At 64.5% G+C, this 24114-nt stretch carries 25 protein-coding genes and 3 pseudogenes; 14 read left to right on the forward strand and 14 right to left on the reverse strand.

Annotated features, from left to right (window positions below):
- Positions 1 to 25: 25 nt before the first annotated feature.
- Positions 26 to 478, forward strand: a complete 453-nt coding sequence (locus EB75_RS00525) for a DUF5994 family protein (RefSeq protein ID WP_073693597.1) — start codon at positions 26 to 28, stop codon at positions 476 to 478.
- 31 nt (positions 479 to 509) lie between these two features.
- Here the strand turns inward: EB75_RS00525 and EB75_RS00530 are convergent, their stop codons facing one another.
- The 7 genes from EB75_RS00530 to EB75_RS00560 form a co-directional block, all read right to left on the reverse strand.
- A complete protein-coding gene (locus EB75_RS00530; protein ID WP_073693543.1) occupies positions 510 to 713 on the reverse strand; it encodes a cold-shock protein in 204 nt (67 codons plus the stop codon).
- A gap of 81 nt (positions 714 to 794) precedes the next feature.
- Positions 795 to 1250: a DUF5994 family protein gene (locus EB75_RS00535; RefSeq protein ID WP_073693544.1), complete on the reverse strand. Its 456-nt coding sequence runs from the start codon at positions 1248 to 1250 to the stop codon at positions 795 to 797.
- Positions 1251 to 1474: 224 nt separating this feature from the next.
- On the reverse strand, positions 1475 to 1960 hold the full coding sequence (locus EB75_RS00540; protein WP_073693545.1) for an SRPBCC family protein: 486 nt from the start codon (positions 1958 to 1960) through the stop codon (positions 1475 to 1477).
- A complete protein-coding gene (locus tag EB75_RS00545; RefSeq protein WP_073693546.1) occupies positions 1957 to 2655 on the reverse strand; it encodes a DUF899 domain-containing protein in 699 nt (232 codons plus the stop codon). The genes EB75_RS00540 and EB75_RS00545 overlap by 4 nt, the downstream gene beginning before the upstream one ends.
- A 55-nt stretch (positions 2656 to 2710) precedes the next feature.
- Positions 2711 to 4171, reverse strand: coding sequence for an FAD-dependent monooxygenase (locus EB75_RS00550; RefSeq protein WP_073693547.1), 1461 nt, complete (start codon positions 4169 to 4171; stop codon positions 2711 to 2713).
- A gap of 412 nt (positions 4172 to 4583) precedes the next feature.
- Entirely contained in the window at positions 4584 to 5093 is a 510-nt protein-coding gene (locus EB75_RS00555; RefSeq protein ID WP_073693598.1) for a cupin domain-containing protein, read from the reverse strand.
- Between the two features lie 265 nt (positions 5094 to 5358).
- Positions 5359 to 8145 (reverse strand): ATP-binding protein, encoded by a 2787-nt coding sequence (locus tag EB75_RS00560; protein WP_073693548.1) that lies wholly within the window; start codon positions 8143 to 8145, stop codon positions 5359 to 5361.
- A gap of 455 nt (positions 8146 to 8600) precedes the next feature.
- Here EB75_RS00560 and EB75_RS00565 point away from each other — a divergent pair, with 455 nt between their 5' ends.
- Together EB75_RS00565 and EB75_RS00570 are read left to right on the forward strand one after the other, a co-directional pair.
- Positions 8601 to 9521 carry an MBL fold metallo-hydrolase gene (locus EB75_RS00565; RefSeq protein ID WP_073693599.1) on the forward strand — a complete coding sequence of 307 codons (921 nt, stop codon included), beginning with the start codon at positions 8601 to 8603 and terminating at the stop codon, positions 9519 to 9521.
- Positions 9522 to 9774: 253 nt separating this feature from the next.
- Positions 9775 to 10689 carry an RNA polymerase sigma-70 factor gene (locus EB75_RS00570; RefSeq protein ID WP_073693549.1) on the forward strand — a complete coding sequence of 305 codons (915 nt, stop codon included), beginning with the start codon at positions 9775 to 9777 and terminating at the stop codon, positions 10687 to 10689.
- 38 nt (positions 10690 to 10727) lie between these two features.
- On the opposite strand, the gene EB75_RS00575 is transcribed toward EB75_RS00570, so the two are convergent.
- Both EB75_RS00575 and EB75_RS30140 read right to left on the reverse strand, forming a co-directional pair.
- Positions 10728 to 10919, reverse strand: a complete 192-nt coding sequence (locus tag EB75_RS00575) for a hypothetical protein (RefSeq protein ID WP_073693550.1) — start codon at positions 10917 to 10919, stop codon at positions 10728 to 10730.
- A 37-nt stretch (positions 10920 to 10956) separates the two neighbouring features.
- A pseudogene (locus EB75_RS30140) lies at positions 10957 to 11193 on the reverse strand (VOC family protein); the annotation flags it as partial.
- Between the two features lie 160 nt (positions 11194 to 11353).
- Between EB75_RS30140 and EB75_RS00580 the strand changes: the two are divergent.
- From EB75_RS00580 to whiA, 3 genes and pseudogenes are all read left to right on the forward strand, one after another.
- Positions 11354 to 12715, forward strand: coding sequence for an ATP-binding protein (locus EB75_RS00580; protein WP_073693600.1), 1362 nt, complete (start codon positions 11354 to 11356; stop codon positions 12713 to 12715).
- Positions 12716 to 12882: 167 nt separating this feature from the next.
- Positions 12883 to 13203 (forward strand): hypothetical protein, encoded by a 321-nt coding sequence (locus EB75_RS00585; RefSeq protein WP_142239343.1) that lies wholly within the window; start codon positions 12883 to 12885, stop codon positions 13201 to 13203.
- Between the two features lie 53 nt (positions 13204 to 13256).
- Positions 13257 to 14217, forward strand: a pseudogene (gene whiA, locus EB75_RS00590) (DNA-binding protein WhiA).
- Positions 14218 to 14306: 89 nt separating this feature from the next.
- Here whiA and EB75_RS00595 read toward each other — a convergent pair.
- Both EB75_RS00595 and EB75_RS00600 read right to left on the reverse strand, forming a co-directional pair.
- Positions 14307 to 14765 (reverse strand): hypothetical protein, encoded by a 459-nt coding sequence (locus EB75_RS00595; RefSeq protein WP_083611838.1) that lies wholly within the window; start codon positions 14763 to 14765, stop codon positions 14307 to 14309.
- Positions 14762 to 15334 carry an RNA polymerase sigma factor gene (locus EB75_RS00600; protein WP_073693601.1) on the reverse strand — a complete coding sequence of 191 codons (573 nt, stop codon included), beginning with the start codon at positions 15332 to 15334 and terminating at the stop codon, positions 14762 to 14764. The genes EB75_RS00595 and EB75_RS00600 overlap by 4 nt, the downstream gene beginning before the upstream one ends.
- A 197-nt stretch (positions 15335 to 15531) precedes the next feature.
- Between EB75_RS00600 and EB75_RS00605 the strand changes: the two genes are divergently transcribed.
- The 6 genes from EB75_RS00605 (at position 15532) to EB75_RS00630 (ending at position 18133) form a co-directional block, all read left to right on the forward strand.
- Entirely contained in the window at positions 15532 to 16002 is a 471-nt protein-coding gene (locus tag EB75_RS00605; protein WP_073693602.1) for an Asp23/Gls24 family envelope stress response protein, read from the forward strand.
- Entirely contained in the window at positions 15992 to 16309 is a 318-nt protein-coding gene (locus EB75_RS00610; RefSeq protein WP_073693553.1) for an Asp23/Gls24 family envelope stress response protein, read from the forward strand. Before EB75_RS00605 ends, EB75_RS00610 begins: the two co-directional genes overlap by 11 nt.
- Positions 16310 to 16421: 112 nt before the next feature.
- A complete protein-coding gene (locus EB75_RS00615; RefSeq protein ID WP_073693554.1) occupies positions 16422 to 16610 on the forward strand; it encodes a DUF2273 domain-containing protein in 189 nt (62 codons plus the stop codon).
- Complete coding sequence (locus EB75_RS00620) at positions 16603 to 17007, forward strand: Asp23/Gls24 family envelope stress response protein (protein ID WP_286150031.1); 405 nt, start codon at positions 16603 to 16605, stop codon at positions 17005 to 17007. The genes EB75_RS00615 and EB75_RS00620 overlap by 8 nt, the downstream gene beginning before the upstream one ends.
- The gene (locus tag EB75_RS00625) at positions 17007 to 17567 is read left to right on the forward strand and encodes a DUF6286 domain-containing protein (protein ID WP_142239344.1); all 561 of its coding nucleotides are present in this window, start codon (positions 17007 to 17009) and stop codon (positions 17565 to 17567) included. The genes EB75_RS00620 and EB75_RS00625 overlap by 1 nt, the downstream gene beginning before the upstream one ends.
- A complete protein-coding gene (locus tag EB75_RS00630) occupies positions 17564 to 18133 on the forward strand; it encodes a hypothetical protein (protein WP_073693556.1) in 570 nt (189 codons plus the stop codon). Before EB75_RS00625 ends, EB75_RS00630 begins: the two co-directional genes overlap by 4 nt.
- Positions 18134 to 18205: 72 nt before the next feature.
- On the opposite strand, the gene EB75_RS00635 is transcribed toward EB75_RS00630, so the two are convergent.
- The 3 genes and pseudogenes from EB75_RS00635 to EB75_RS30240 all read right to left on the reverse strand — a co-directional run.
- The gene (locus tag EB75_RS00635; RefSeq protein ID WP_073693557.1) at positions 18206 to 19591 is read right to left on the reverse strand and encodes an aspartate aminotransferase family protein; all 1386 of its coding nucleotides are present in this window, start codon (positions 19589 to 19591) and stop codon (positions 18206 to 18208) included.
- Positions 19588 to 19929: an Lrp/AsnC family transcriptional regulator gene (locus tag EB75_RS00640; RefSeq protein ID WP_502689324.1), complete on the reverse strand. Its 342-nt coding sequence runs from the start codon at positions 19927 to 19929 to the stop codon at positions 19588 to 19590. Before EB75_RS00640 ends, EB75_RS00635 begins: the two co-directional genes overlap by 4 nt.
- A 21-nt stretch (positions 19930 to 19950) precedes the next feature.
- A pseudogene (locus EB75_RS30240) lies at positions 19951 to 20151 on the reverse strand (hypothetical protein); the annotation flags it as partial.
- Positions 20152 to 20166: 15 nt separating this feature from the next.
- Here EB75_RS30240 and EB75_RS00645 point away from each other — a divergent pair.
- Complete coding sequence (locus EB75_RS00645; RefSeq protein ID WP_502689323.1) at positions 20167 to 21723, forward strand: gamma-aminobutyraldehyde dehydrogenase; 1557 nt, start codon at positions 20167 to 20169, stop codon at positions 21721 to 21723.
- Positions 21724 to 22317: 594 nt separating this feature from the next.
- A complete protein-coding gene (locus tag EB75_RS00650) occupies positions 22318 to 23787 on the forward strand; it encodes an APC family permease (RefSeq protein ID WP_073693560.1) in 1470 nt (489 codons plus the stop codon).
- Positions 23788 to 24114: the final 327 nt, after the last annotated feature.

The raw sequence follows: 24114 nt of genomic DNA on the forward strand, positions 1-24114 counted from the left end.
GGCTTCAGCATTCCGGAGCGACCTGATGGTGTACGTCGCGCAGCGGGTACGCGCAGACAAGCCCGTGCGTCTGTGCCTGGCCGACAAGCTCGGCCGACGGATCGACGGCGCCTGGTGGCCGTACAGCGGAGTACTGGCAGACGAATTCGCAGGCCTGATGGCGGTTCTGGATGACCGACTCGGAAAGATCGCGGAGGTCGGCATCAACTGGTCACCCCTGCACAATCCGCCGAACCTCAATTGGCAAGCGTGGCGTGGTCGCGCGCAGCACATCATGACCGTTGAAGGGTGTGACGCCACCGCGTCAGTGTTGATCGTGCCCAGCACGACCAACAACACCCTCGCCGGTATGGTGCTGCGCCGCGCCGCTGGTCAGCCGGTCGATCCACGCCGTGGCGAGGATGCGATGCTGGAGACCGCTGAGGAAATCTTGAAAGCCGCACGGCGGCAACAAATGTCGGGGAAAGTTCTGGGCTGACGCGTGGCGCGTCAGCCCAGAAATCCCGGGGTCAGAGGGCGGTGACGCCTACCGCCTGCGGGCCTTTGGTGCCCTGGGTGACGTCGAACTTCACCCGCTGGTTCTCCTGCAGCGAGCGAAAGCCGCCGGCCTGGATTTCGTTGTGGTGTACGAAAACATCGGGTGTGCCGTCATCGGGGACGATGAAGCCGAAGCCTTTTGCGTCGTTGAACCATTTCACGGTTCCTTCGGTCATGTGACTACTACTTTCTTTGAACATGAATGCGAAACATCGCATCCAAATCTGTTGTGATTCAGCGCAAGAAGCGAAGAACCGCTAGTCCGCGTGCTGCGCGGCTGCGAGAATGCCCGACACCGTGGTGTGGTCGTTGGGCTGCGCTGCGCTCATGAGTGCGCAATGCGCCTCTGCCGGGTCCGTGTTGACGGGCACGGTCAGGAGCACGATCCGGTCGCGGTCGAGCCCAACCACCTCGACGGTGTTGATCGGCTGGCGCTGGTAGCCGTCGAGGCGCACTCGCCGTCCACCTGTCGCGAGTTTGGTGGGGGCGGCCGACCATTCGCCGACGTTGTACAGCACTCGGTCGATCTGGCCGAGGCGAACAGACAGCACGGCCAGGAGGTCGGGCAGTTCGGTGCTGAGGTTGCTGGTGTGTGGCCACCACGCCCCGTCGACATATCCACTGTGGGGAGCCTTGGGCTTCAACCGCAATCGTGGAGTCTGCGTCGGTGACGTGCGATGAATTGGGGTCGTGCGGTCATGTTGCGGCGTCATTGCGACGCTCCTGCCTTGACCGCGAATCGGTCAAACTTCTTCGAATCGGCGACGGCGTGGCTTTGAACCGCCACGCGACGAAGTACCGCCGATGGATCAAGCATACGCGGGAAATGCGCAGGACCAAACCAGATCAGGTGATGCGCACCCGACCATGCCCTCCTCTGCGCGACAAATGCGTTGCCGTACAACCATTGTCGCGACAGAGGTGGCAGGCGCCGGTCTTACCCGGTAACGGCGCGATCGAGCGCGGCGAGCGACTCCTCGATGAACCCGAGCGGGAACGGTGGCATGCCGCCGATCTGATCGCGAAAGGCCTGGGGCGTCCCGGTCCAGTCGTAGGTCAGGGTCACGTCGGTGCCATCGCCGTTCGGCGTCAGGTCGTAGCGCCACCACCAACCGCCGGGGAGGTGCTCGCCCGATTCATTCAGGCTGCCGGTTGACCACCCGACGGTCTTGTCTTCCTCGAAATCCGTCACCAGGTTGTACGTGACGTAGTCGCCGCCCGCCTGGTCGAGGTACATGTTCATGGCGAACACCTGGCCGGTGCCGGTGATCGGAGCGGGGTCGACGGCGTCGCGGACCCAGTCGCCCGGCTCGGTCTCCTTGTGCCGGGCCGGGTTGGCCAGTACGGCGAAGACCGCGGCGGGCGGCGCGGCGATGGTGCGGGTGGCGACGTAGCGTTCCTGGGCAACTGAGCTGCTGGTCATCGGTTCTGTCCGTTCGGTCCGTAGAGGCGTGCGATGTCGGGGGAGCTTGCCCATTTGGAGTACGTCGGCGACTTGGGCCAGCCTTCAGGCGAATCCTGCCACTGCTCCTGACGGCCGTAGGGCAGAACGTCGATCAGTGAGAAGCTGTAGCCCAGCTGCTCGGTGCCGCGGCCGTTGGTGTGCCAGGTGCGGTACACCGTGTCGCCGTCACGCAGAAAGACGTTGACGGCGAAGCCGTCGCCGGGGGCGGCATCCACGTCGGATCCGAAGGTGCTCTCCGACGACGAGTACCAATCCATCTGGTTGCCGACCTTGGTCTTGTAGGCGAGGGCTTCCTCGATTGGCCCGTTGGTGACGATGACGAACCGGGCGTCGTAGTTGGCCAGGAAGTCCAGCCGGGTGAACTGCGAGGTGTACCCGGTGCACCCGGAGCATTGCCACTCGGCCCCGTCAGTCCACATGTGGTTGTAGACGATCAGCTGGGACTTGCCGTCGAAGATGTCGGCCAGGCGGATCGGGCCGTCGGCCCCGATCAGGGTGTAGTCGGGCAGTTCGACCATCGGCAGCCGGCACCGCTGGGCGGCGATGGCGTCGAGTTCACGTGTCGCGGCCTTCTCCCGTTTACGCAGCTCATCGAGGGCGGCGCGCCAGGTGTCCTGGTCGACCACCGGCGGCAGAGCGGTCTGCTCGGTCATTGTTCCTCCTGGGTGTTGCGGCTTTCAATGGATAGACCGCGGCGGGCGCGAATACTCATCGCGGAGCGCCGAACCAATAGGTCAGCGCCTCGCGTAGTCCCTGATCCGTGCTACCCGACCAGGCGATGTGTGCGTCCGGGCGGATCAGTAGGGCCTCGCTTTGGCGGCTGAGGATGTCGACGCGATCCGCCCATGGCGCGGTGACGTCGCAGAGCTCAGATGGTCCGACGAAGACCGGGCGCGCCGCGCGCAGGGCTGCCGCGACGTCGTCGCGCAGGTGCGACGCGAACGTCCCGGCCAGCGGGTGCGACTCCGCGTCGGGCATCGGGTAGCGCACATCGGACGCGGCGATCATCGCGCCCACGCGGGCGAGCGCCGGCGCGTCAGAGACCAACTCGCTGAACACTTTTCGCAGTGCCTCATCAGCCGGGTCGTGCCCGCGCCGCAACGACACCTGGGCCTGGGAGTGCAACAGCAGGCGCTCACCGGCGAGGTGCCGTTCGGAGTGGTACGTCTCCAGCAGCCTCGGCGGCGCCCAGCCTTGGAGTGTTGCGGCCAGTTTCCACGCGAGGTTCACCCCGTCGAGCATCCCGGCCGAGACCGCCACCCCGCCCGTCGGAATCTGGTGTGCGGCATCGCCGGCCAGTAGCACCCGGCCCCACACGTAGTGTTCGGTGTGCCGGGCCGCATAGGTGAAGCGGGTCAACCGTTTTGGCTCGCCGAGCGGGATGTCCACGCCGAGCACTCGGTGGATGCTGGCACGGAATTCGTCCAGTGTCATCGGGTCGTCATCGTCGTAGTCGCGATCGGGCGCCTCGCTGGTGTAGAGGCCCAACCATCCCGGCTCCGATGATGCGATGGCGAAGATGCCGCCCTCGGTCTGGCTGTATCCCCAGGGCAGGCGGCCGTAGCCCGGAACGTCGTAGTCGCCGTCGTCGCGGATGGTGATCTCGGCGGGCCATGCCACCGTGGCCATTCGGTGGATTTCTGGATAGACGATGCCTGGGAAGCCGATGCCGGCCAGTTCCCGCACCCGGCTGCGCACCCCGTCGCAACCGACCACGTACTTCGCGCTGATGCGGTACGGACCGTCGGGACCGCGGACGTCCAGGTGCACGAGGTCGTCGTCCTGCTGCAGGCCGACGACCTCGTGGCCGCGCCGGACCTCGACGCCGAGGTTTTCTACGTGCCTCTGCAACAGCGCTTCGAGCTGAGGCTGGGGGAGTCGCTGCACCTGCATCGGTGACTCGTCCAGCTGAGTGAGATCGACGTGGATGCCGCCGAACGGAAGCTTGGCGGTGACGGGTTCGCCCGCCGCTTCGTCGAGCAGGTCACCAAGTTCTCGGTAGCGCAGCAGGTTGAGGATCTGGCCGCCGATGCCGCCGGCTTTGGCGACCTGGCGGATGTCGGTGAGCCGTTCCAGCACAAGAGGTTTGACCCCGGCGAGGCAGAGTTCGGTGGCCAGCGTCAGGCCGGTCGGTCCCGCGCCCACGATGATCACGTCGGTATCGGTCATACGTCCCCCTCAAGACGATGCAGCTGCAGTTACGTTGCAGCCCAGCGATTCTGGACCATGAGGGGGGTCTTGCCACAAGCCCCGGGGTGCGCTATATGTTGAAGGTGGAGGGGGTTGCGCAATTCTGCGTGACGGATTGCTTTCCGGGATGGCGGAAGTTGACGGGGCCGCCAAATGGACTGCAATAACAATGGACGCCCGACTCGGGAGTGAACCACAAGTCGCTTGGATTGACAGGTACGACTGGATGCCGACAGCGTCTCGCGACGATATCTCGTTAGCGCAGAGGGTAATTCGGTAACCAGCCCGTCTCTGCGTGATGTCATGATGGGTGGCGGCGCGCACCCAAGACTCCTTCACCGATCGATGAGCGGCCTGATCCAACGGATTGCGCCACGCATATGCGATACGGCTAGTCGATGAAGAAGCTGTCGTGCTTGGCCAGCCACTCCCGGCGTTCCTCGTCGGTCATCTCGGCCAGGTGCACGGTGCCCTCGAAGAAGGCCTCCCGCGGCGCGCCTGGAGCAAACAGCATCAACATTGACGCAGGTTCATCGGCCTGGTTGCGGAATCCGTGAATGCCGCCGGGCGGAACGTACATGAAGTCGCCTTTAGCGCCGTCCATCCAGGCGTTACCGTCGTAGAGCTCGAGACCGCCGGACAACACGAAGAACGCCTCCGATATGGCGCGGTGGAAATGGGGCCCGGGACCGCCGGCCGCCGGAGGGATGTCCAGGCGATACAGGCCGTAGTCGCCGTCGGTCTGCTGCTGCTTGGCGAGATAGTGGTATTCGACGCCGCCGACGGTGACGTAGGACGGTGGTTCGTCGTTGCGCCGAAGCCCGGCGCTGGCCTCCGGTTCATCCCTGGTGTAACGGGCTGGCGGATACGCCGGTACTTCCCGCGGATTCCACAATGACATCTCGCCAGCCTGCCACATTCAGGCGACTTCAGGCGATGGGATGTTCCACTGAATTCAGCTCCTCACGCTGACGTCCGCGCACCGAGACTGGACTGAGAGAAATGAAATCTGTTGTGGCACAAGGTAGCTAAAATGGGGTCGGAGCAACATGACTGAGTCGGTCTGTTCTACTCCATGCTGGATTCGGCGCCGGCAGCCTCAGCTGCCGATCGACTGTTGTCGTTCGCGTTCGAGCCGAGGGTTCGGCGCTGTGCTCGACATACTTCTACCTCGCCCAGAAAATCGTCCTGAGCTGTCTACGTGAAGTGATACCGAGCTTGACGAAGACCTTCCTCAGGTGCCATTCGACGGTGTGCGTGCTGATGAACAGCTGCGCACCGATCTCCTGATTCGTCAGGCCCTCGCCGGCCAGTCGTGCGATCTGTGCCTCCTGCGCGGTTAGCTCACCGCCGGAGCTGACTTGGTGTCTGCGCACCTTTACTCCGGTGGCAACCAGCTCACGGCGAGCCCGTTCAGCGAAGGCCTGCGCACCCATTCGGATGAACATCTCGTAGGCGTCGCCAAGGTGCTGACGGGCGTCGTTGCGGCGATGCAGACGGCGTAACCATTCGCCATAACGCAATCGGGCGCGAGCAAGGTACACGACCATGCGGGTGCACTCGAGGCGTTCGATGGCTTCGATATACAGGCTTTCGGCGTGGTCGTCGTCGGCGACCAGCGCTCGCGCACTTGCCACGAAGCCAAGGCCGAAGTCCGTTCCGCTGGGAAATACACGTTCTTCGAGGCGGCTCGCGGCCAGCACGGCCGTTTCCGATTCACCGGTGTGCACCGCTGCTTCGGTGAGCTCCAGCAGGCTCCACCCGCCGAATCCGAGGTCGTCGTGCTCACAGGCCCGCCGCGCGACCACGAAAGCCTCCTCATATCGCGCGAGGCCGTTGTAGAGCATCGCGGTGTGGTTGTCCACAACGCCGACGAGGCGGCCCTCGCCTCTGGCAGTTCCGGCGTCGGCGGCCGCCTCCAGCAGACCGAGCGCGTCAGCCGGATTCCCTCGCCAGGCGGGCAGCGACAGCGAGTGGTAGCGCGTCTGGGTGTAGCCCGTCGCGACCGCGATGGAATCCGCCTCTTCGATAAGCGTTGCCGCCGTGGCAAACTCACCCGCCAGAAGGTGAGTTCCGGCCCGGAAGGCGAGCGCGGCCGGGAGCGCGGTCAGTGCCCCGCAGTCACGCGCCTGTCTCACCATCTTGGTGGCCAGCTGAATCCGAAGCTCGTCGTCCCACAGTTCGCCCGCCGCGGCTTCCTGCACGATGGCCAAACCCAGCGACATCCAGTGCAGGACCTGGCCATCGTTCTGTTCTGTCGTGGTGCACATGAGCTCCAATCCGGTACGCAGCGCACCGGAACCCGAACTCCCGGCACCTGTGAGTCGATCCGCTATACCACTCAAAAGGAAGTCAACTGGTCGTTCCAGCTTCGGTAGCCGACCGACGGCGACGCGCGCCGAATCGGCCACATCGGCCAATACGTGGCGGTCACCGAGTCGCCCGGCGTACATGACGGCGGCGAGCGCCTCCAGATACGTCTCACGCGCCAGTGCGTCGTCAAGATTCTCCAATTGCCTTGCAGCGCTCAGTAACTGAACGGCGGAGTCGATCAGCCTCGGGGCTCCGGTACCGCCTCCGCGGCTGCGGGCGAACTCCATTTGGGCGCGCAATCGCGCAGCCTCGGCGCGTTGAAGGTCGGACAACGGAGCAAGTTCGGCGATCGCGAGAAGCTCGTACGCCGCCGCAGGCGCGGCCGCGTCGCGTTTGGTTTGCGCGGCTGCGAGCGCCCGGGCACCCCGCCGGGCCGGGTCCGCTGTCAATACGGAGGCCCGTTCCAAAAATGCTGCTGCCGCCGCGATTCCGCCCCGCCGCTGTGCTCGGCCTGCCGAAGCTTCCAGCTCCGCGGCCACCGAATCGTCAGGCCCAGTGGTGGCGGTGGCCGCGTGCCATGCCCGACGGTCGGGGTCGGTTTCCGGATCAGTCGTGTCGGCCAATGCCCGATGGATTGCCCTGCGTTCAGTCAGGTCGGCCGCGCGGTAGGCGGCCGAGCGCATCAGCGGATGGTTGAAGTGGATGCGTGGACCGAACTCGACCATGCCGGCGGCCTCGGCGGGCCCAAGTGCATCTACCGGAATGCCCAGTTGGGCGGCCGCCCGCAGAAACAGTGCGGCGTCGCCCACCGGTTCGGCCGCCGCGAGAAGAAGCAACCGCCGGGTCGGTTCTGGGAGGGCCTGGATTCGGCGCATCATGCTGGCTTCGACCTGTCCCGCCGAGGTGGCAGTGTTGGCGAAACCGCCCGCCAACTCGGCTGCCGAGATGTTTCGCGGCACCTCGAGAAGGGCGAGCGGAATGCCATGCGTCTCTGCGACGATCCGATCCCGCACTCGCTCGTCCATCCGCCCCAGGACCACAGACTCGAGCAACGCGCGGGCATCGGCGTCGGAGAGGCCGTGGATCGTCAGTTCAGGAAGTCCGGCCAACACCTGGTGACCAGTCGTGCGTGTCGCGAAGACCATCGCAACCGGTTCGGCAAGCAACCGCCGCGCAACGAAACTGAGGGTCTGCATCGACACCTCGTCCAGCCACTGGGCGTCGTCGATGAGGCACAGCAGTGGATTTTCCGTGGCGGCTGTAGCCATCAGGCTGAGCACGGCCAACCCGACGAGGAACCGATCCGGAGTCGGACCGACTCTGCGCCCGAAGGCGACGTTCAACGCCTCGCGCTGTGGTTCAGGCAGTTCGTCAAGGCGACTCAGCAGCGGCGCGCAGACCTGCTGTAGGCCGGCAAAGGCGAGTTCCATGTCGGATTCCACGCCTGCTGCCTCGACACAGCGAAACCCGGATGCCAACTCCGATACATGCTCAAGCAAAGCAGTCTTGCCGACGCCGGCCTCCCCCTTGAGCACCAGCACTACGCAGCTGCCAGACCGGACTGTCGAAATGAGACCGCGAAGCGTCGCGCACTCGCTGGCGCGACCGCGAAGGCGTGTCCCGCGACCCTGGCTTGGCATAGGCTCCACCGCGTCTTTTGCAGAACAGAACCCTACCGGTTCGCTGTGAAACAAGCGCGCCTACGCCGCAAAAACAACAGCGGTTCACGGGCACCAGACCCCATCGCCACTCGGAAATGCGGAGCTACGCACACCACGACACGGACTACGCGCCGTCAAGGGTGTCAGCGAGCGCATTGACGCGAGATTCTCAACTGGTGCGATGGCGGACCGGAATCATTTCCGCATCACCGATCGCCGCCCGTGAACGGAGTCCGAGCATGAATGCGCCGATCGTCCTCATCCACGGCCTCTGCGCCCGACTGGGCGGTATGCGATCGGGCCAACCGCCCGCGGGCAGTGCCGACAGACCGGGCAGTGCCGACAGACAAGGTCCCGCCGCCGACGGTCTGATATTCGTTGGCGCCCCGACCCGCGGAGGCGTCGCACCGCTTTCAACAATCGAGGAGGCAATCATGAGCGAGACAAAGGTGAGCTTGGACGTCGCCGCGCGCCCCGGGTTCGACGAGTTGGTTCCGTCGCATTACGCGCTGAAGGTCGGTGAAGTCGATGTGTTGGTGATAAGCGACGGGGTGCTCAGCGCACTGCCGGCCGCGACATTGGGCGTCAACGCCGGCCCGACGATCTTGAAGGCCTGGCTGGACGACATGGTGCTGCCACCGGCCTTCGACTGGCCGGTAAACGTGGTTGTGGTGCGTAGCGGCGACCGGACCGTTCTCATCGACGCTGGGATGGGAGTTGAGTACGAGGGTTTCCGGCGGGCAGGAAGGTTGCTCCGGCGACTGGAGGACGCTGGTATCGACCCCGCGTCAGTGACCGACGTGGTGCTCACCCACATGCACATGGACCACATTGGCGGGCTGCTCGGCGATGGCGTGAAGGATCGGTTGAGTCCAGACTTGCGTATTCACGCATCGGCCGCCGAAGCCGAGTTCTGGGCGGGGAAGGCTGATCTGTCCCGCGCCACCATGCCGCCGGGGATTCCGGAGGCACTTCGCTCGATCGCCAAACGGTTCTTGGATCAGTACGACAGTCTGCTGCGAACTTTCGAGAGGGAATATGAGGTGGCACCGGGGGTCCTCGTCTCTCGCACCGGCGGACATACCCCCGGGCACAGCGTGGTCCGGCTGGAGTCTGGCGGCGATCGACTGATGTTCGGCGGCGACGCGACATTCCACCCTGGGTTTGACTGCCCCGATTGGCACAACGGCTTCGACACCGAGCCCGAAGAGACCGTTCGCGTTCGGGTCGAACTCTTGAAGGAGCTGGCGGCGAGCCGTCAGCCCTATGCGGCCACTCACCTGCACTCGGCTGTCGGCCGGGTGTCGGCTGCCCGGGACGTCTTTCGTTGGGTACCGGAAAACTGGGCGCCCTGATCGCTGTTCCCGGTACACGACTTAGTCTGGTCACGCGCCAATGTTGTTGATCAGCAAGTAAATCCGGGGCGTGGATGCAGGTCATCACCTGTGACCGGGTCGGCATTCGGTGCTCCACCGGAGGCTCTGAACGCACACAGAACAACCTGCGGGTGCACGGCAAGTGTTGTCGGTGTCAACACCTCGTCGGCTGTCGACACGAGAGCCAGTCCGACTTCGGGACGTCACGCGCCGTTTGTGTTTGGATTGCCGGATGGTTGCGGGCGATGACTCGTCGACCGACCTCGAGCAAGCGACGGCCGAGTTCATCGCGGTGCGAGGCCGGTTGTTCGGCATCGCGTATCGCATGCTCGGCAGTAGCTCGGAGGCCGAGGACATCGTTCAGGAGGCCTGGCTGCGGTGGCAGACGGCCGATCGCAGCGCGGTCGTCGATCCGGCCGCATTCCTGGCAACAACCACCACCCGCCTCTGCCTGAATGCCCTGCAATCCGCCCGCGCGCGACGCGAGACATACGTCGGCCCATGGCTTCCCGAACCCGTGGACACCAGCGCCGATCCCCATCTCGGCGCCGAGCGAGGCGAAGCGTTGGAGCTGGCGACCGTGATGCTGATGGAGAAACTGCAGCCCACTGAACGCGCCGCGTATGTTCTGCGCGAGGCCTTCGACTATCCGTACGCAAGGATTGCCGAGATCGTCCAAGTCAAGGAGGCGAACGCACGACAGCTCGTCAGCCGCGCGCGCAAGCACATCTCGACCAGCCGCCGGGAGAAGACGAGTCCAGCCGAGCAGAAGCGGCTGCTGGAGGCTTTGGTTGCGGCAGCGCAGGAGGGCGACGTCGATGCGCTCGAGCAACTGTTCGCCGACGACGTGGTCAGCTACACCGACGGAAACGGCATGCGCGGCGCATCTCGTATTCCCGTTGTCGGCAGATCGGCGGTCGCACACTTCCTCAAGGCATTCGCGCCGCGCTGGTGGCAAGACACCAAACTGACCTGGATCGAGGCCAATGCACAGCCATCCGTGTTGGTCAGGCGTGGCGCGGGCATCGTTGCTTATCTGGCCATCAGTACCTCGCAGCGGGGCATCGATCAACTGCTGTGGGTGCTGAGTCCCGCCAAGCTGCACGGCATTTCGAAGCTGCTGCCCGCGTCCGGTGACGTGTCCTAAGTCACGTCACAGACTCGCGTTCTGCGGTGTCTTAGTTGCTAAAGGCCGACGGCGGTGATGCCCCGGCCCTGAGCCGGAGGACCACCCATGGAATGCATCAACGACCCCAGCATGCCGCGAACGGCGACAGGAATACGGACGATTATCTTGCTGCTGGTTTCGATCTGTCTCAGCACCATGATCTTCTTGGCGATGTTGATCACCGCGCTGGTACCCACATCGGCTGGCATCCCGTCGCAAATGCATTCCGCGCCATGCCATATCGCCGCTGTATGGCCAGAGAGTGACGTCTCGACTGCCACCTGCCCGCTCGCGAAGTGCTGCGGACACCTGCTCCGGCAGCAGCACGCAGTAGCCGGTCTCCTCGCCGCCCCGGTGCGGGATCCGCACATCCAGACACCGGATGCCGAACACCCGCTGATACCAGTCCACACTGGCCTGCAGGTCGGTGACGGTCAACGAAAAGATGGTGGACACCGGCGAATCCGGGGTCGGGTGTTTCACTCACCATGGCCTCCTGTGCCGCACCATCCAACAAAGCTGTGCTTAGGCATTCCGTAGCACATTGCGGTCTGACCATGACGCATTTCTGCGGATTGTTCTTCCGGCAACGGATTTCAACTAGCGTGTGTCGCAAAGCGAGTCAGAACAAGAGGGCGATGGCATGAGCGAGCCGTGCGATGCCGACGAGCTGCGCACCCTGTTCCTGTTCGAGCAACTCTCGGATGAACAACTCGGAATCCTGTGCACCGACGGACGCATCGAGACGTTCCCGGAAGGAGTGCTGTTCACCCAGGGCGAGGCAGCCCGCTGTTTCTACGTGCTGATCGACGGTGAGTTGGTGATGTCGGGACGGACGGCGGGCATCGACGTGCAGACGCATCGGACATCCCAACACGGTGCGTACTGCGGGGCATGGTCGGCTTACGTGCCCGCGGCAGAGCAGGTCTATGAAGTCTCGGTCCGCCTGGTCCGACCGTCCCGGTTCTTCGTCCTCGACGCAGACAGCTTCGCCCGCTTCATGTGCACCCAGTTTCCGATGGCGGTGCATCTGTTGTCCGGTCACACTCTCGGAACGCTGCGTCAGCAACAAGTTCTCGGGCAGCGTGCGCGCTTGCTCGGTCTGGGAACCATCACCGCCGGCTTGACCCATCAGCTCAACAACCCGGCCGCCGCCATCAGCCGCGCCGTCGCGAGCTTGCGCCAAAGCATGCGGAGCCTGTTTACCGACGTCCCGGTGAAAGCAGCCCAATTGAGCCCGCTGGAAGCCGCTGACCGGGAAGAACAACTGGGCGACTGGCTCGACGCGCGAGGCATCCCCGAGGGCTGGGATTACGCACCGACGTTCGCCGAAGCGGGCCTGGATATTGCCTGGCTGGAAGATGTCGCGGCGACCGCCGATGATCTACCCGCAGTTCTGCACCGGCTCAAACACGGGATCGACGCTGAGTTGAGTACCCGAGAGATCGCCGAGGCCAGTACTCGCATCTCAGCACTACTGGCGGGCGCCAAACAGTATTCACAGATGGATCGCGGCGATTATCAGTACGCCGATGTGCACGACCTGCTGCGCAGTACGCTGCAGATGTTCGACACCGCAGACATCACTGTAGTCACCGAATGGGACCAGAACCTCCCCGAAATCCTTTGCTATCCGGGCGATCTCAATCAGGTTTGGACCAACCTCATCGAGAACGCAGTAGAGGCCATGGGTGGTGGTGGCGGCACGTTGACCATCAGCACGGCCCGGGACTGCGAGACCATGATCCGCGTCGAGATCCGCGACGATGGACCGGGCATCCCCGAGGACATCATCGATCGCGTCTTCACGCCGTTTTTCTCGACCAAGCCGGTGGGCGATGGCACGGGACTCGGTCTGGACTTGGCGTGGCGGATCGTCGAGAAGCACCGGGGCACCGTCTCGGTGCAATCGGCGCCCGCCGACACCCGATTCATCGTGTGCCTGCCATTGCAGGCCCCCACCCCCGAGAATGCCGCGGCCGAGGTGCCGGTGGTGCGGCCATAGCGAAAGCGCCCCGGTCACCCCGGTGTATGGCGTCGTGGCTCCCATTTCGGGTACTGCCTGCTGAAGTTCGTCGAATCCCTCGGCATGTGTCCCGGATCACGCAACGGAGACGTTCGGTTCGGCCGCCGGATCACGACTATGCCTATATCGCAGTAGATGGGGGAGTGGTGGCGATCAGGGTGAAGGGATTGATGTCATTGGTCAGCGAGTCCGATGTTGCGTGGCAACTGGTGGAGTGCGTTCGGTCTCGCTTGACCGTCGCTGAGCTCAACAACGCGTACGTGAACCTGGGCATCGGAGAATTCGGCACCGTCATTGAGACGTTGATCAGTGTCGTTGTCCGCGAACGGCTTACGGTCCCCGATGCCCTCATCGAAACGATAGAAGCCTGGCGCGCGCTGCATCATCCGGACGGTCCGGCCGCCGAGCGCCTTATCAGCCAGCTCGCACAGTGTCGCCAACACGGCGATTCGCGCCGCGGCGCATAAGGCCGCTGTACCAACGGTTTTCGATCAGGTAAGGCAATGGGGGACTTGTGATATTGACGCCGAGCGCCAAAGACGAACTCGCCGGTACCGTCGTGCATCTGGTCAGTGCGCGCAAGGCTGAAGTAACTGCCCTGCTGCAGTTCGCCGGTGGGCTGCGTATCGTCAAGGGACGCGCCGTGATTGACGCAGAGGTTGACCGAGAGCCGGTCGCCACGCGTATTTGCAAGAACCTCAAGGACTTATACGGATGTACGGCCGAAGTACGCGCACTGCCGGGCATCGCTGCCCGCACCCGGTACCTGGTGCACGTTGTTCACGAAGCCGAAGATGTGGCCCGGTGGACTGGTTTGATCGACCGTCGGGGACGGCCGGTCCGGGGTATGCCGGCCCAGATCGTCGCTGGTAGTACGGCCGACGCCGAAGCAGTTTGGCGTGGTGCGTTCCTGGCGGGGTTCGCTGGCACTTACGGGTCGCACCCGGGGGCTCGAGGTCGAATGCCCCGGGGTTGAAGCCGCCTCGGCCCTGGCAGGGGCGGCGCGTAGATTCGGTGTGCACATCCGGGCACGCCACTTGCGTAGGGCCGATCGGGTCACCGTGCGTGACGTCGACACGATCGCCGCCGTGCTGAATCGCATTGGCGCTCAACAAACCTGGGCAGCCTGGCAATCGCACCAACGAACTGACACCACCTCGACCGTAGACGCGGCACTGGTGGACTCCAACCAACGTCGCGCGCAACAGTCGGCAATGGTGACCGCGGCTCGGGCGCAACGCGCCCTGGCGATTCTCGGTGACGCGGCGCCCGCCCACTTCGTCGCGGTCGCGCGTTTGCGCATCGAGCATCCCGACCTGTCATTGGACGAATTGGGGTGCCTCGCCGAGCCCCCGCTGACCAAGCACGCGGTCGCCGGCCGTCTTCGGCGCCTGTTGGGCATGGCCGACCGGGCAGCCGACCGGGCTGGCATCGCCGGCACCGACGTCGCCATCGCTGCGGGCGATCGGAGTAGGTGCTAGGCGCCTGCGTCAGTCCCGCGAAATAGTGCGGGACAACAAGTTTCATCCAGGCGGAGGGAAATTCGCCCCTGCGCGCTCGTTGTCCCTGGCTATCCCAGCGGGTCGCCGTCGACGACATCGGTGACGGTCACGTCGATGGGCCCGGCCGGAGTGCTGCCGTTGTCGTCGAGGTTGTCGAGGATGGGGCGGATTGTGTCCAGTACCAGGCGGCGGATGTCGTCGCCGAGCTCGCGCAGTTGCGTGCCGTAGCTTCCGGTGACATCGATGTCGACTGCGCGCAGCACGGCGCCCTCGAGAGTGAAGTCGATTCGGGTCGGCTGGCAGACGAACTTCCGTCGCAGCTCCCGGGCCAGCAGGCTGCGTAGCGCGTGATCGCTGATGTACACCACCCCGCCGTCGGTATCCCGCGAGGCGCGGATGGGCCAACCGGTCCGGGTTGCGCTGTGCACCGCCGCCCGCACTCTGTCGCTGATGGCGTCCCAGCCGGGTTCGGGCACAGATCGCAAGTACGAGGCTGCGCGGTGCAGGATGGGATCAGTCTCCGTCACTGCCACCTCCCCAAGAGAACACGCAACGTCTTGCCGGCCCGAACGTGGTGCCCGCGCACCGCATCGGAACTGAGGTGTAGCACTTCTCCGATCTCAGGGAAGGTCATCTGTTCGATCTCCCGCATCATCCACACCGCGCGCTGGCGTACCGGCAGTTCGTCAAGCGCTTGTTCGAGGGCGGCCAAAAACGCCGCATTGGACGCGGCGGTGAAAGGGTCCGCGGACGGGTCTGGTCCGGCCAACGGTTCCAGCACCCAATCTTCGACCGGTTTCGCGCGTTTGAGCCGGTGTGTGTCGGCGATCTTGCGGTAGCAGATCGCGAACAACCACGTCCGGAGCGACGAGCTGCCACGGAAGCCCGCGATCTGTTGCCAAGCGGCAACGAAGTTGTCCTGCACGACATCTGGGACATCGGCCTCGGAGGCAAGCATCCGCCGTGCATACCGGTAGAGCGCGGGGCCGTACCGGGTGACGATGACGTCGAACGCCTCGCGATCGCCGATGACGGCCGCGGCTCGTAACGCCGCGTCGTCGGCGTCGCGTAGGTCGCCACCGGTTGGCGCTATCACCACACTCCGCTCTCAGCTGCGCTTCGCCGCTCCTGAAATATAGGCCCTCACCGCAAGAATTCGTCGGGTTGTGGTTCCGCTCGGGGCATGCTGAGCTGAGAGTCTTGAAAATGTGTCCTGTATCACTCAATGGGCACGTTCGGTTCCGGCCCTGGGTAGCGACTACCCATATGTCGGCAATCGAATGGGGAGTGACGATGACCAGTGCGGAGGCCGAAGTGGAGACGTCCAGCAAGGAAATGAGCCCCTACCAGGGATCACCGTTGGTGAGCTCGCAGGGCAAGACGACCATCGCGGACATCGTGGTCTCGAAGATCGCTGGGATCGCCACCCGCGAGGTGAGCGGCGTGTATGACCTGGGCGGCGGTGCGTCGCGGATGGTCGGCGCCCTTCGTGAACGCATCCCGGGTGCCAGCGTCAACCAGAGCCAGGGAGTGTCCGTCGAGATCGGCGAGAAGCAGGCTGCAGTCGACATTGACATCGTCGCCGAATACGGCGTGGCGATCGCCGACTTGGCCGCAGGTATCCGGCGCAACGTCATCGCCGCCATCGAAAGGATGACCGGACTCGAGGTCACCGAGGTCAACATCACCGTGCACGACGTGCACCTCGACACTGACGGCAGCGGCGGCGACGACGCCGACGCCGCGCCTGCCCGTGTCCAGTGACGTCCCGGCGCGGGCGGCAGCTCCGGAGGACGAAGCTGATCGCATCGCCGCCGCGGTGATCGCAGTCAAGGGCGTGGCCGGGTTGCATGGCGGCATGTTCGGCGAGGTGGCCACCTACCTACCCGGCCGGCGGGTCTCCGGGATTCGGATCGGGGCCGGCCGTGTTGACGTGCACGTCAGTCTTGCGCTCGACGCGCCAGTGCGACAGACGGCTACGGCCATCCAGCGTGCCGTCGCCGAGATCAGCGACCTACCGGTCGACGTCACCGTTGAAGACCTCTTGCCGGTGACACCAGCTTCCGGCTGACGGCCGCCCTGGAGCGCCCCGGTGTGGCGGCGCGACGAGGGGCGTGCCGCCACACCGCGGTCCGCGAACTCCTCAGCGCGCGAACAACTTCGATTCGAGGAAGGTTCACATCATGACCTCATCCACACTGGGTCTGGTTGCCGGTCTGCTACTCGGCGTGGCCGCGGCGGCCGGTGGACTGTGGGGTTTCATTGTCGCGTTGTTGCTCGGCGCGGCGGGATACCTGATCGGGGCCCACCGTGACGGCGAACTCGACCTGGCCAATGTGACCGCATTGCTGCGGGGTCGCGGCCGTGATTGAGTCAACTGCTGCGGAACCCATACTGCCGCAACGTGAATCCGAGGACGACGACGAACCCGCCACACGGGGCACCCTGACCGTACGCGAGAAGGTGGCCCATCGGCTCGCGGTTCGTGCGGCACTCGACACACCCGATGTGCTGCCGTTCTCGGAAGGTCTGACGAAGATCGCCGGCCGGTCTCTGCCGCAAGCGCAGCTCACCGTCACCGGTAACCGCGTCACAGCCCATCTCAAGGTCACAGTGGCGTGGCCTGCGCCGGCGGTAGACGTCGCACGCGCCGTGCAACGCAATGTCGCGCAGACGTTGTCGAGCATGGCCGGATTGCAGGTCGACCGCGTGGACGTCACCGTCGAACAATTCAGTACCGCCACCAAAGACGTGAAAAGGACTCAATGATGACCGCCGATGCAATTGTGCTGCCGACACCTGGTCGCGCCCCGGTCACCGCCGCCACCGCCCGGTGCATCGCTGTGGCGCTGGCGCTGATTGTGCTGGCCGTCGGGGTCGTGGCACTGCGCGACGCCGGTGTCGAGCTGGGCTTCGTGGCAGGAACACCATGGATCGCCACGGCCGCCACCGGTCTGAACGGCCTGCGCAGCCAGTGGTGGATGGTTCCTGTGGGTGCCGGTGTGGTCGCCATCGGCGTATGGCTGGTGGTCATGGCGTTACTGCCGCGGCGTAAGACCGTCGTCGCTGTCGACGCGGCGGGATCGGTGTGGATGCGTCCGCGCGATGTCGCCCGGCTGGCGTCGTACGCGGCCTGCTCCGTGCCGGGTGTCGAGGTTCTGAATGCGGCGGCGACCCGCCGGAAGGTGACGCTGTACGTCGGACTCACCGGTGTTGACTCCGAAATTGCGACCCAGGGTGCCATCGCCGCCGTGGTCGGCAGCGCCACCGAAATCCTCATTCCGACACCGCGAATCACTGTGCGCATCGGAACGAGCGGGGCGGCATGAGCCTGCGGCCGACCGATCTGCTGGACCGCGCCGCGACGCTGGTCGCCGGAATCGCGGTGACCATGATCGGCGCCGCGGCGGTGCTGTGGCCCACCCATTGGGTGCGCGCCGCGCCGGAACGCATCAGTACCGGGCCGGTCGTGCGAGCCACCACCGCTACGTGGTGGGCCTGGGGGCTGGCCGGCGCGGGAACGCTACTGGTACTGATCGGTCTGGTTTGGCTGGTCTCGCATGTGCCGACGCGCAAGGCGCCGGTCCTGCGTATGCCTGGCACCACCGATCCGGGGTTCATCACCGTGAACCTCGACGGTGTCGCCTCGGCGGCCGCAGCCGCCTTGGAGCGTGAGTCGGATGTGCAGTCCGCCAAGGGAAAAGCCGTCATCGATCGCCGGGCATCGAACGTCGAGCTGACTGTCACTGTCTCCCACCCGGCCGGCCTGCCGCGTGTCATCCCGGTGATCGACAGCACCTGCGCCGATATCGCTCGAGCCCTCGGGGATACCCGTGATCGCCCGGTGGCGGTACGCACCGTGGTGCAGATCGCCAAGATCAAGCGGCCTGGCTGACATGATCGGCTGTGCCCGCCGGCAGGGACCCGACCATCGCGAAGCCGAACTGGACGCCCACGACACAAGCGTCTACAGGCGGCGCCCCGCTTCCTCGAGGACATTGCGCAGGATGTCGTAGATCGCGTCGAACTCCTTCTGTCCGCTGATCAGCGGCGGAGCCAGCTGGATCACTGGGTCGCCACGATCGTCCGCGCGGCAGTACAGACCCGCCTCCCACAGCGCGGGGGTCAGGAAGCCGCGCAGCAGGCGTTCGGACTCCTCGGCGTTGAAGGTTTCCCTGGTGGCCTTGTCTTTCACGAGTTCGATGCCGTAGAAGAATCCCTCGCCGCGGACATCGCCGACGATCGGCAGGTCGTACAGCTGCTCGAGTGTTGCCCGGAATGCCGGGGCGTTCGCTTGCACGTGAGCGTTGATGCCCTCACGCTCGAAGATATCGAGGTTGGCCAGTGCCACCGCTGACGACACCGGGTGTCCGCCGAAGGTGTAGCCGTGGGCGAACATCGTCTTGCCGTCGTTGAAGGGTTCGAACAGGCGGTCGCTGGCGATCATCGCGCCGATGGGGGAGTAGCCGGATGTCAAACCCTTTGCGCTGGTGATGATGTCGGGGAGGTAGCCGAAATCGTCGCAGGCGAACATCGAGCCGATGCGGCCGTAGGCGCAGATCACCTCGTCGGACACCAGGAGCACGTCATACCGGTCGCAGATCTCACGGACCCGCTGAAAGTACCCCGGTGGTGGCGGGAAGCACCCACCCGCGTTCTGCACCGGCTCCAGGAACACTGCGGCGACGGTATCGGGACCCTCGAATTCGATGGCCTCGGCGATACGGTCGGCGCAGTACCGGCCGAATGCCTCCTGGTCGTGCGCGTAGGCATCGGGCGCCCGGTAGAAGTTGGTGTTCGGTGCGCGAAAGCCGCCGGGGGTGAGCGGTTCGAACGGCGCCTTGAACGCCGGGATGCCGGTGATCGCCAGTGCACCCTGAGGGGTTCCGTGGTACGCGATGGAACGCGAAATCACCTTGTGCTTACCGGGTTTTCCGGTCAGCTTGAAGAACTGCTTGGCCAGCTTCCAGGCACTCTCGACTGCTTCGCCGCCACCGGTGGTGAAGAAGACTCGGTTCAGGTCACCCGGCGCATAGTTGGCGATGCGCTCGGCCAGTTCGATCGCGGGCGGCGTTGCGTAGGACCACAACGGGAAGAAGGACAGTTGCTCGGCCTGGCGGGCAGCGGCCGCCGCGAGTTCCTCGCGGCCGTGCCCGACCTGCACGACGAACAGGCCCGAAAGTCCGTCGATATAGCTCTTGCCGCGGTCATCGAAGATGGTGACGCCCTCGCCGCGGGTGATGATGGGTGGGGTGATGTCGGCGCCATGACGGGCGAAGTGGCCCCACAGGTGCCGCTTGGCCTTGGCTGCCAGGTCGGTTGAAAGCGGTTGTGCTGCATTGATTGTTGTCATCGCGTGCCCCAGTTGTATTGCTGTTTGACGAGTTTGAGGTAGACGAGCGTTTCGGTGGACAGCACCCCGGGTACGGCTCGAATCTTGCTGTTGAGCAGGTCGAGCAGGTGGCTGTCGTCTTCGCAGACGACTTCGATGATGATGTCGAAGGTTCCGGCGGTCAGCACGACGTAGTCGACGGACGCGATGGCGGCAAGTTTGTCTGCGACCTTGGTGGTATCGCCGGTGCAGCGAACACCGATCAAGGCCTGGCGTCCGAAGCCCATCTGCACGGGGTCGGTCACGGCGACGATCTGCATGACGCCGCAGTCGATCATGCGCTGGACCCGTTGGCGCACAGCCGCTTCCGACAGCTCGACCGCTTTCCCGATGGCCGCGTAGGACTGCCTGCCATCCTGCTGCAGCTTCTCGATTATCTCTTTCGAGAGTTCGTCGAGCTGGAATGCGCCGCCGCCCCTCGGTTGGCTGCTGCGTGCCGGCGTCGCAGTGGCGTCGGGCGGTGCATCGGAGAGGGCCATAGCGTCAATTGTGCACGGATTCCGTCGTTGTGCACAACGCATGCGACGGAATCAGTCGTGGAGCATGCTATTTCGAGTGGAAACCGCAACTGGGTTGGGGTAGCGTGCAGGATCGTGAGTGCAGGTGCAGGTGCAGGCCAGGTCGTCGCAGGCAGCTTCATCAACGGAAAGAGCGTGACCACGGCCGGAAGTCCGTTCGAGATCATCAATCCGGCGACGGGTGCTGTCGTGGCGTCCTATGCGCTGGCGACGCCAGCTGACGTGGATAGTGCCGTGGCCGCGGCCCGTGCCGCGCAGCCGAGCTGGGCGCGGGCAACTCCGGCCGAGCGGGCCACAGTTCTGGCGCGGTTGGCCCGACTGGCCGCCGAGAACGCTGACGAGCTCGTGGATCAGGAGGTGAGTCAGACCGGTAAACCGGTGCGGCTCGCGGCAAACTTCGATGTTCCCGGCAGCGTTGACAACATCGACTTTTTTGCAGGGGCCGCCCGACACCTCGAGGGCAAGGCCACGGCCGAGTACTCGGCCGATCACACGTCGAGCATCCGACGTGAGGCGGTCGGCGTGGTCGCCACGATCACGCCGTGGAACTACCCGCTGCAGATGGCGGTCTGGAAAGCGTTGCCCGCGTTGGCAGCTGGTTGCGCCGTGGTGATCAAGCCGGCCGAGATTACCCCACTGACCACCCTCACGCTGGCCCGGTTGGCCGGCGAAGCGGGCCTGCCCGAAGGTGTGTTCAATGTCGTGACTGGGCTGGGCGCGGACGTCGGCGCGGCCCTTGCCGAGCATCGTGATGTTGACATGGTGACGTTCACCGGCTCGACGGCAGTCGGGCGACGAGTGATGGCAGCTGCGGCGGTCCACGGCCACCGCACTCAGCTCGAACTGGGCGGCAAGGCGCCGTTCGTGGTCTTCGATGACGCAAACTTGGATGCCGCGATCCATGGCGCGGTGGCGGCATCGCTGATCAACACCGGCCAGGATTGCACCGCGGCGACCCGGGCCATCGTGGCACAACCGTTGTACGACGACTTTATGGCCGGAGTTGCCGAACTGTTCGGCAAGGTCGTCACCGGAGACCCGCATGACCCGAATACCGATCTGGGACCGGTGATCTCGGCGCCACACCGGAGCAAGGTCGCCGGCATGGTGGAGCGCGCGCAGCAGCACGGCGGGCGGATCGTCACCGGGGGAGCGCTGCCGGAGGGGCCGGGCACGTTCTACCCGCCGACACTGATTGCCGATGTCGCGGAAGACTCCGAGATTTACCGCGATGAGATCTTCGGCCCCGTACTGACCGTACGGCCTTTCACCGACGACGATGACGCACTGCGGCAGGCCAACGACACCGAGTACGGGCTGGCGGCCTCGGCGTGGACTCGCGATGTGTACAGGGCTCAGCGGGCATCGCGCGAAATCCAGGCCGGCTGCGTGTGGATCAATGATCACATCCCGATCATTTCCGAAATGCCACATGGCGGTTTCGGTGCTTCCGGGTTCGGTAAAGACATGAGCGCGTATTCGTTCGAGGAATACCTGACCATCAAACACGTGATGAGCGACATCACCTCGGTCGCCGAAAAAGACTGGCATCGAATTATCTTCGCCAAGAGGTAGCAGTACGCGCGATCACCGACGTCAATCCTGGGCGCCAATATCCCTGTTGAGTACTTCACGTTGGTAATGTGCGAGGAATTCGGGGTCCGGGGATATAGGGCCTACAACGTATCGTCCGGACCGCTCGTCATGAAGTGTGACGAGGATGCCAACATCTGCGCGTCCTGACCGGGTGGGTTTGTGGTGCAACATGATCCAGCCGCGCGGCCATTCATTGACAGTCAGATCGCTGATTGCAGAACCAGGCGCATTCCTGCGAAGTTCAATTCCACTTGGCCCGCCGCAGGTCTAATAATTCTGACCATGTGAGCTGCGTCATCGGTAGTGCTTTCGCATCCCGCAACGCGGTGGGCGAAAGTAATCGAGAACACATTCAATGCCGAGCGGCAGAGCGTTTTTGTTGGTGTTTTTAACATTCGTTGTCACTATTGGTAACAACCCGACCCTAATGTTGGCTGAGGGTGGTGATGGACCGAAAGCGGTTGTGCTGCTTGGTCACTTCGCCCAATACACACATCAGCCGTCGGCATCGTAGCCGGCATGCGGTCGTGCCGTGTTCGTGGACCGACCAATCACCATTGAGGAGGCCGATCAATGCCGTCTATATCCAATGTCGAGCGGCTCGAGGAACTCAGAGATGCTCAGCAGAATTCGGGTACCGGACTCGCGGCCGCCAGCATGAGCGGTGTCGAGCTTGTCGCGCAGTCGACCGCCGGCATCGCGCCAAGTGCTGTAATGGTCTCCGGCGCAACGCTTGTGGCCGCCAGCGCCAGCGCAGGAACCTTGTATTCCTACGCCGTCTCTTTGTGCGTACTGCTCCTGGTGGGCTGGTGCGTATCCCGGGCGGCGCGGTTGCGGCCGGGAGAAGACCTGCTCTCACACATCACCGCCGCGTTCGGTAGGGCGGTCGGGTTCGTCGGGTCGACCGGTCTCGCCTTCGGGTACCTGCTCATCTCCGTCGGCTGCGTCGCACAATTCTCGCAGTACGCCAAACCCCTTCTCGGAGTGGCGCCACCGGCGAGCGCCGGAGCGCCCGCTACTTCGATCTCGGTCACGGTGATCCTGGAAATCGTGTGCGTGGTCTGCGCGGCATGGATGATGATCCGCGGCGTCCGGATCTCCGCGTGGACCGGTGTGGTACTCGAGGTGCTCTCTATCGGAGCAATTCTGTTGGTGCTCACCTTGGTTTTGGTTCGGCACGGGGTCAGTCTCGCGCCGCTGATGCCCACCGGAATCACGGTGCAACAGGTGGTCAGCGGCATGGTGCTGGCGACCCTGGGTTTCGTCGGGTTCGAGTCAGCCGCTTGTTTGTCGGTCGAGGCCAAGGACCCGCAACGGACAATCCCACGGGCCGTCACCGGCAGTGCACTACTGGCCGGCGCGCTGTATCTGTATGGGTCTTATGCACAGATCGTCGGATTCGGTGGTGCCGACAATCTGGCCGCCGACGCAACGCCTTTGAACACATTGGCCGACGGCCTTGGCATGCACTGGCTTGGGCTGGCCATCGATCTGGGTGCGGTGGCCTCCAACTTCGCCTGTGTGGCCGGCTCACTGACAGCGGCCAGTCGCGTACTGCGATCGATGGGTGAGTCGCAGTTGGTGCACAGCAAGCTCGCCGCGACGCATCCCACCCGCAAGACGCCGCATGTGGCGATCATCTTGCTCAGTGCGGCTGCCCTGATCGCGGCACTCGGCTTGGGGCTCAGCGGAATCAACGAGCTCGATGTGTATTCCTACACCGGAACCATGGGAACCTTCGGCTACATGATCGCCTACATGCTGATGGGATTGGGTATCCCGATTCTGGTGCGGCGCCTGGCGCCACAGACCAGCGTTGGCGTCGCGGCCATCATTGGGTTGACTGTCACGTGCTGCCTCGCGTATGTCTTCTACCGCAACGTGTATCCGATCCCGGCCTGGCCGGCAGACGTGATCCCGTGGATCTTCCTGGCAGTGCTGCTCGCCGCGGCCGCGTGGTATGTGGCAGGGCCTGCCCGCATCGCCCGCAGGCAGACCCGCGAATCGTTGGTGGCGGCGCCGGCGCCTGAGCCGGCGAGGTGACGCGACAAGCGTAATTGGCTCATCCGAAAACTGGAGCAACCCACGAATACGGTTTGCCACGGAGTTTGCAAAGTGACCGAGGGTGTCACTTCTCAAACTCCGTGGCACTTCGTCATCTGAGATGGCAGGACTTTGCAAACCGCCGGCTCGATGAGTGGCGGCACCGGATGTCTGGCGGCGAATTGTGTCGTCCGAACGTATGAATTGACCGCTCGTTCGCCCGGCGGCTGCACGGCCACTGATCCAAGTGTCTCCCCGCGTGTTAGAACCATCGCACGAGTGGGGTGAGTGGCCCAGAAGCGAGAGCGCCGATGATTTTGCCGGATC

Source organism: Mycobacterium sp. ST-F2 (genome assembly GCF_001905655.1).
In the GTDB taxonomy this organism is placed as follows: domain Bacteria; phylum Actinomycetota; class Actinomycetes; order Mycobacteriales; family Mycobacteriaceae; genus Mycobacterium.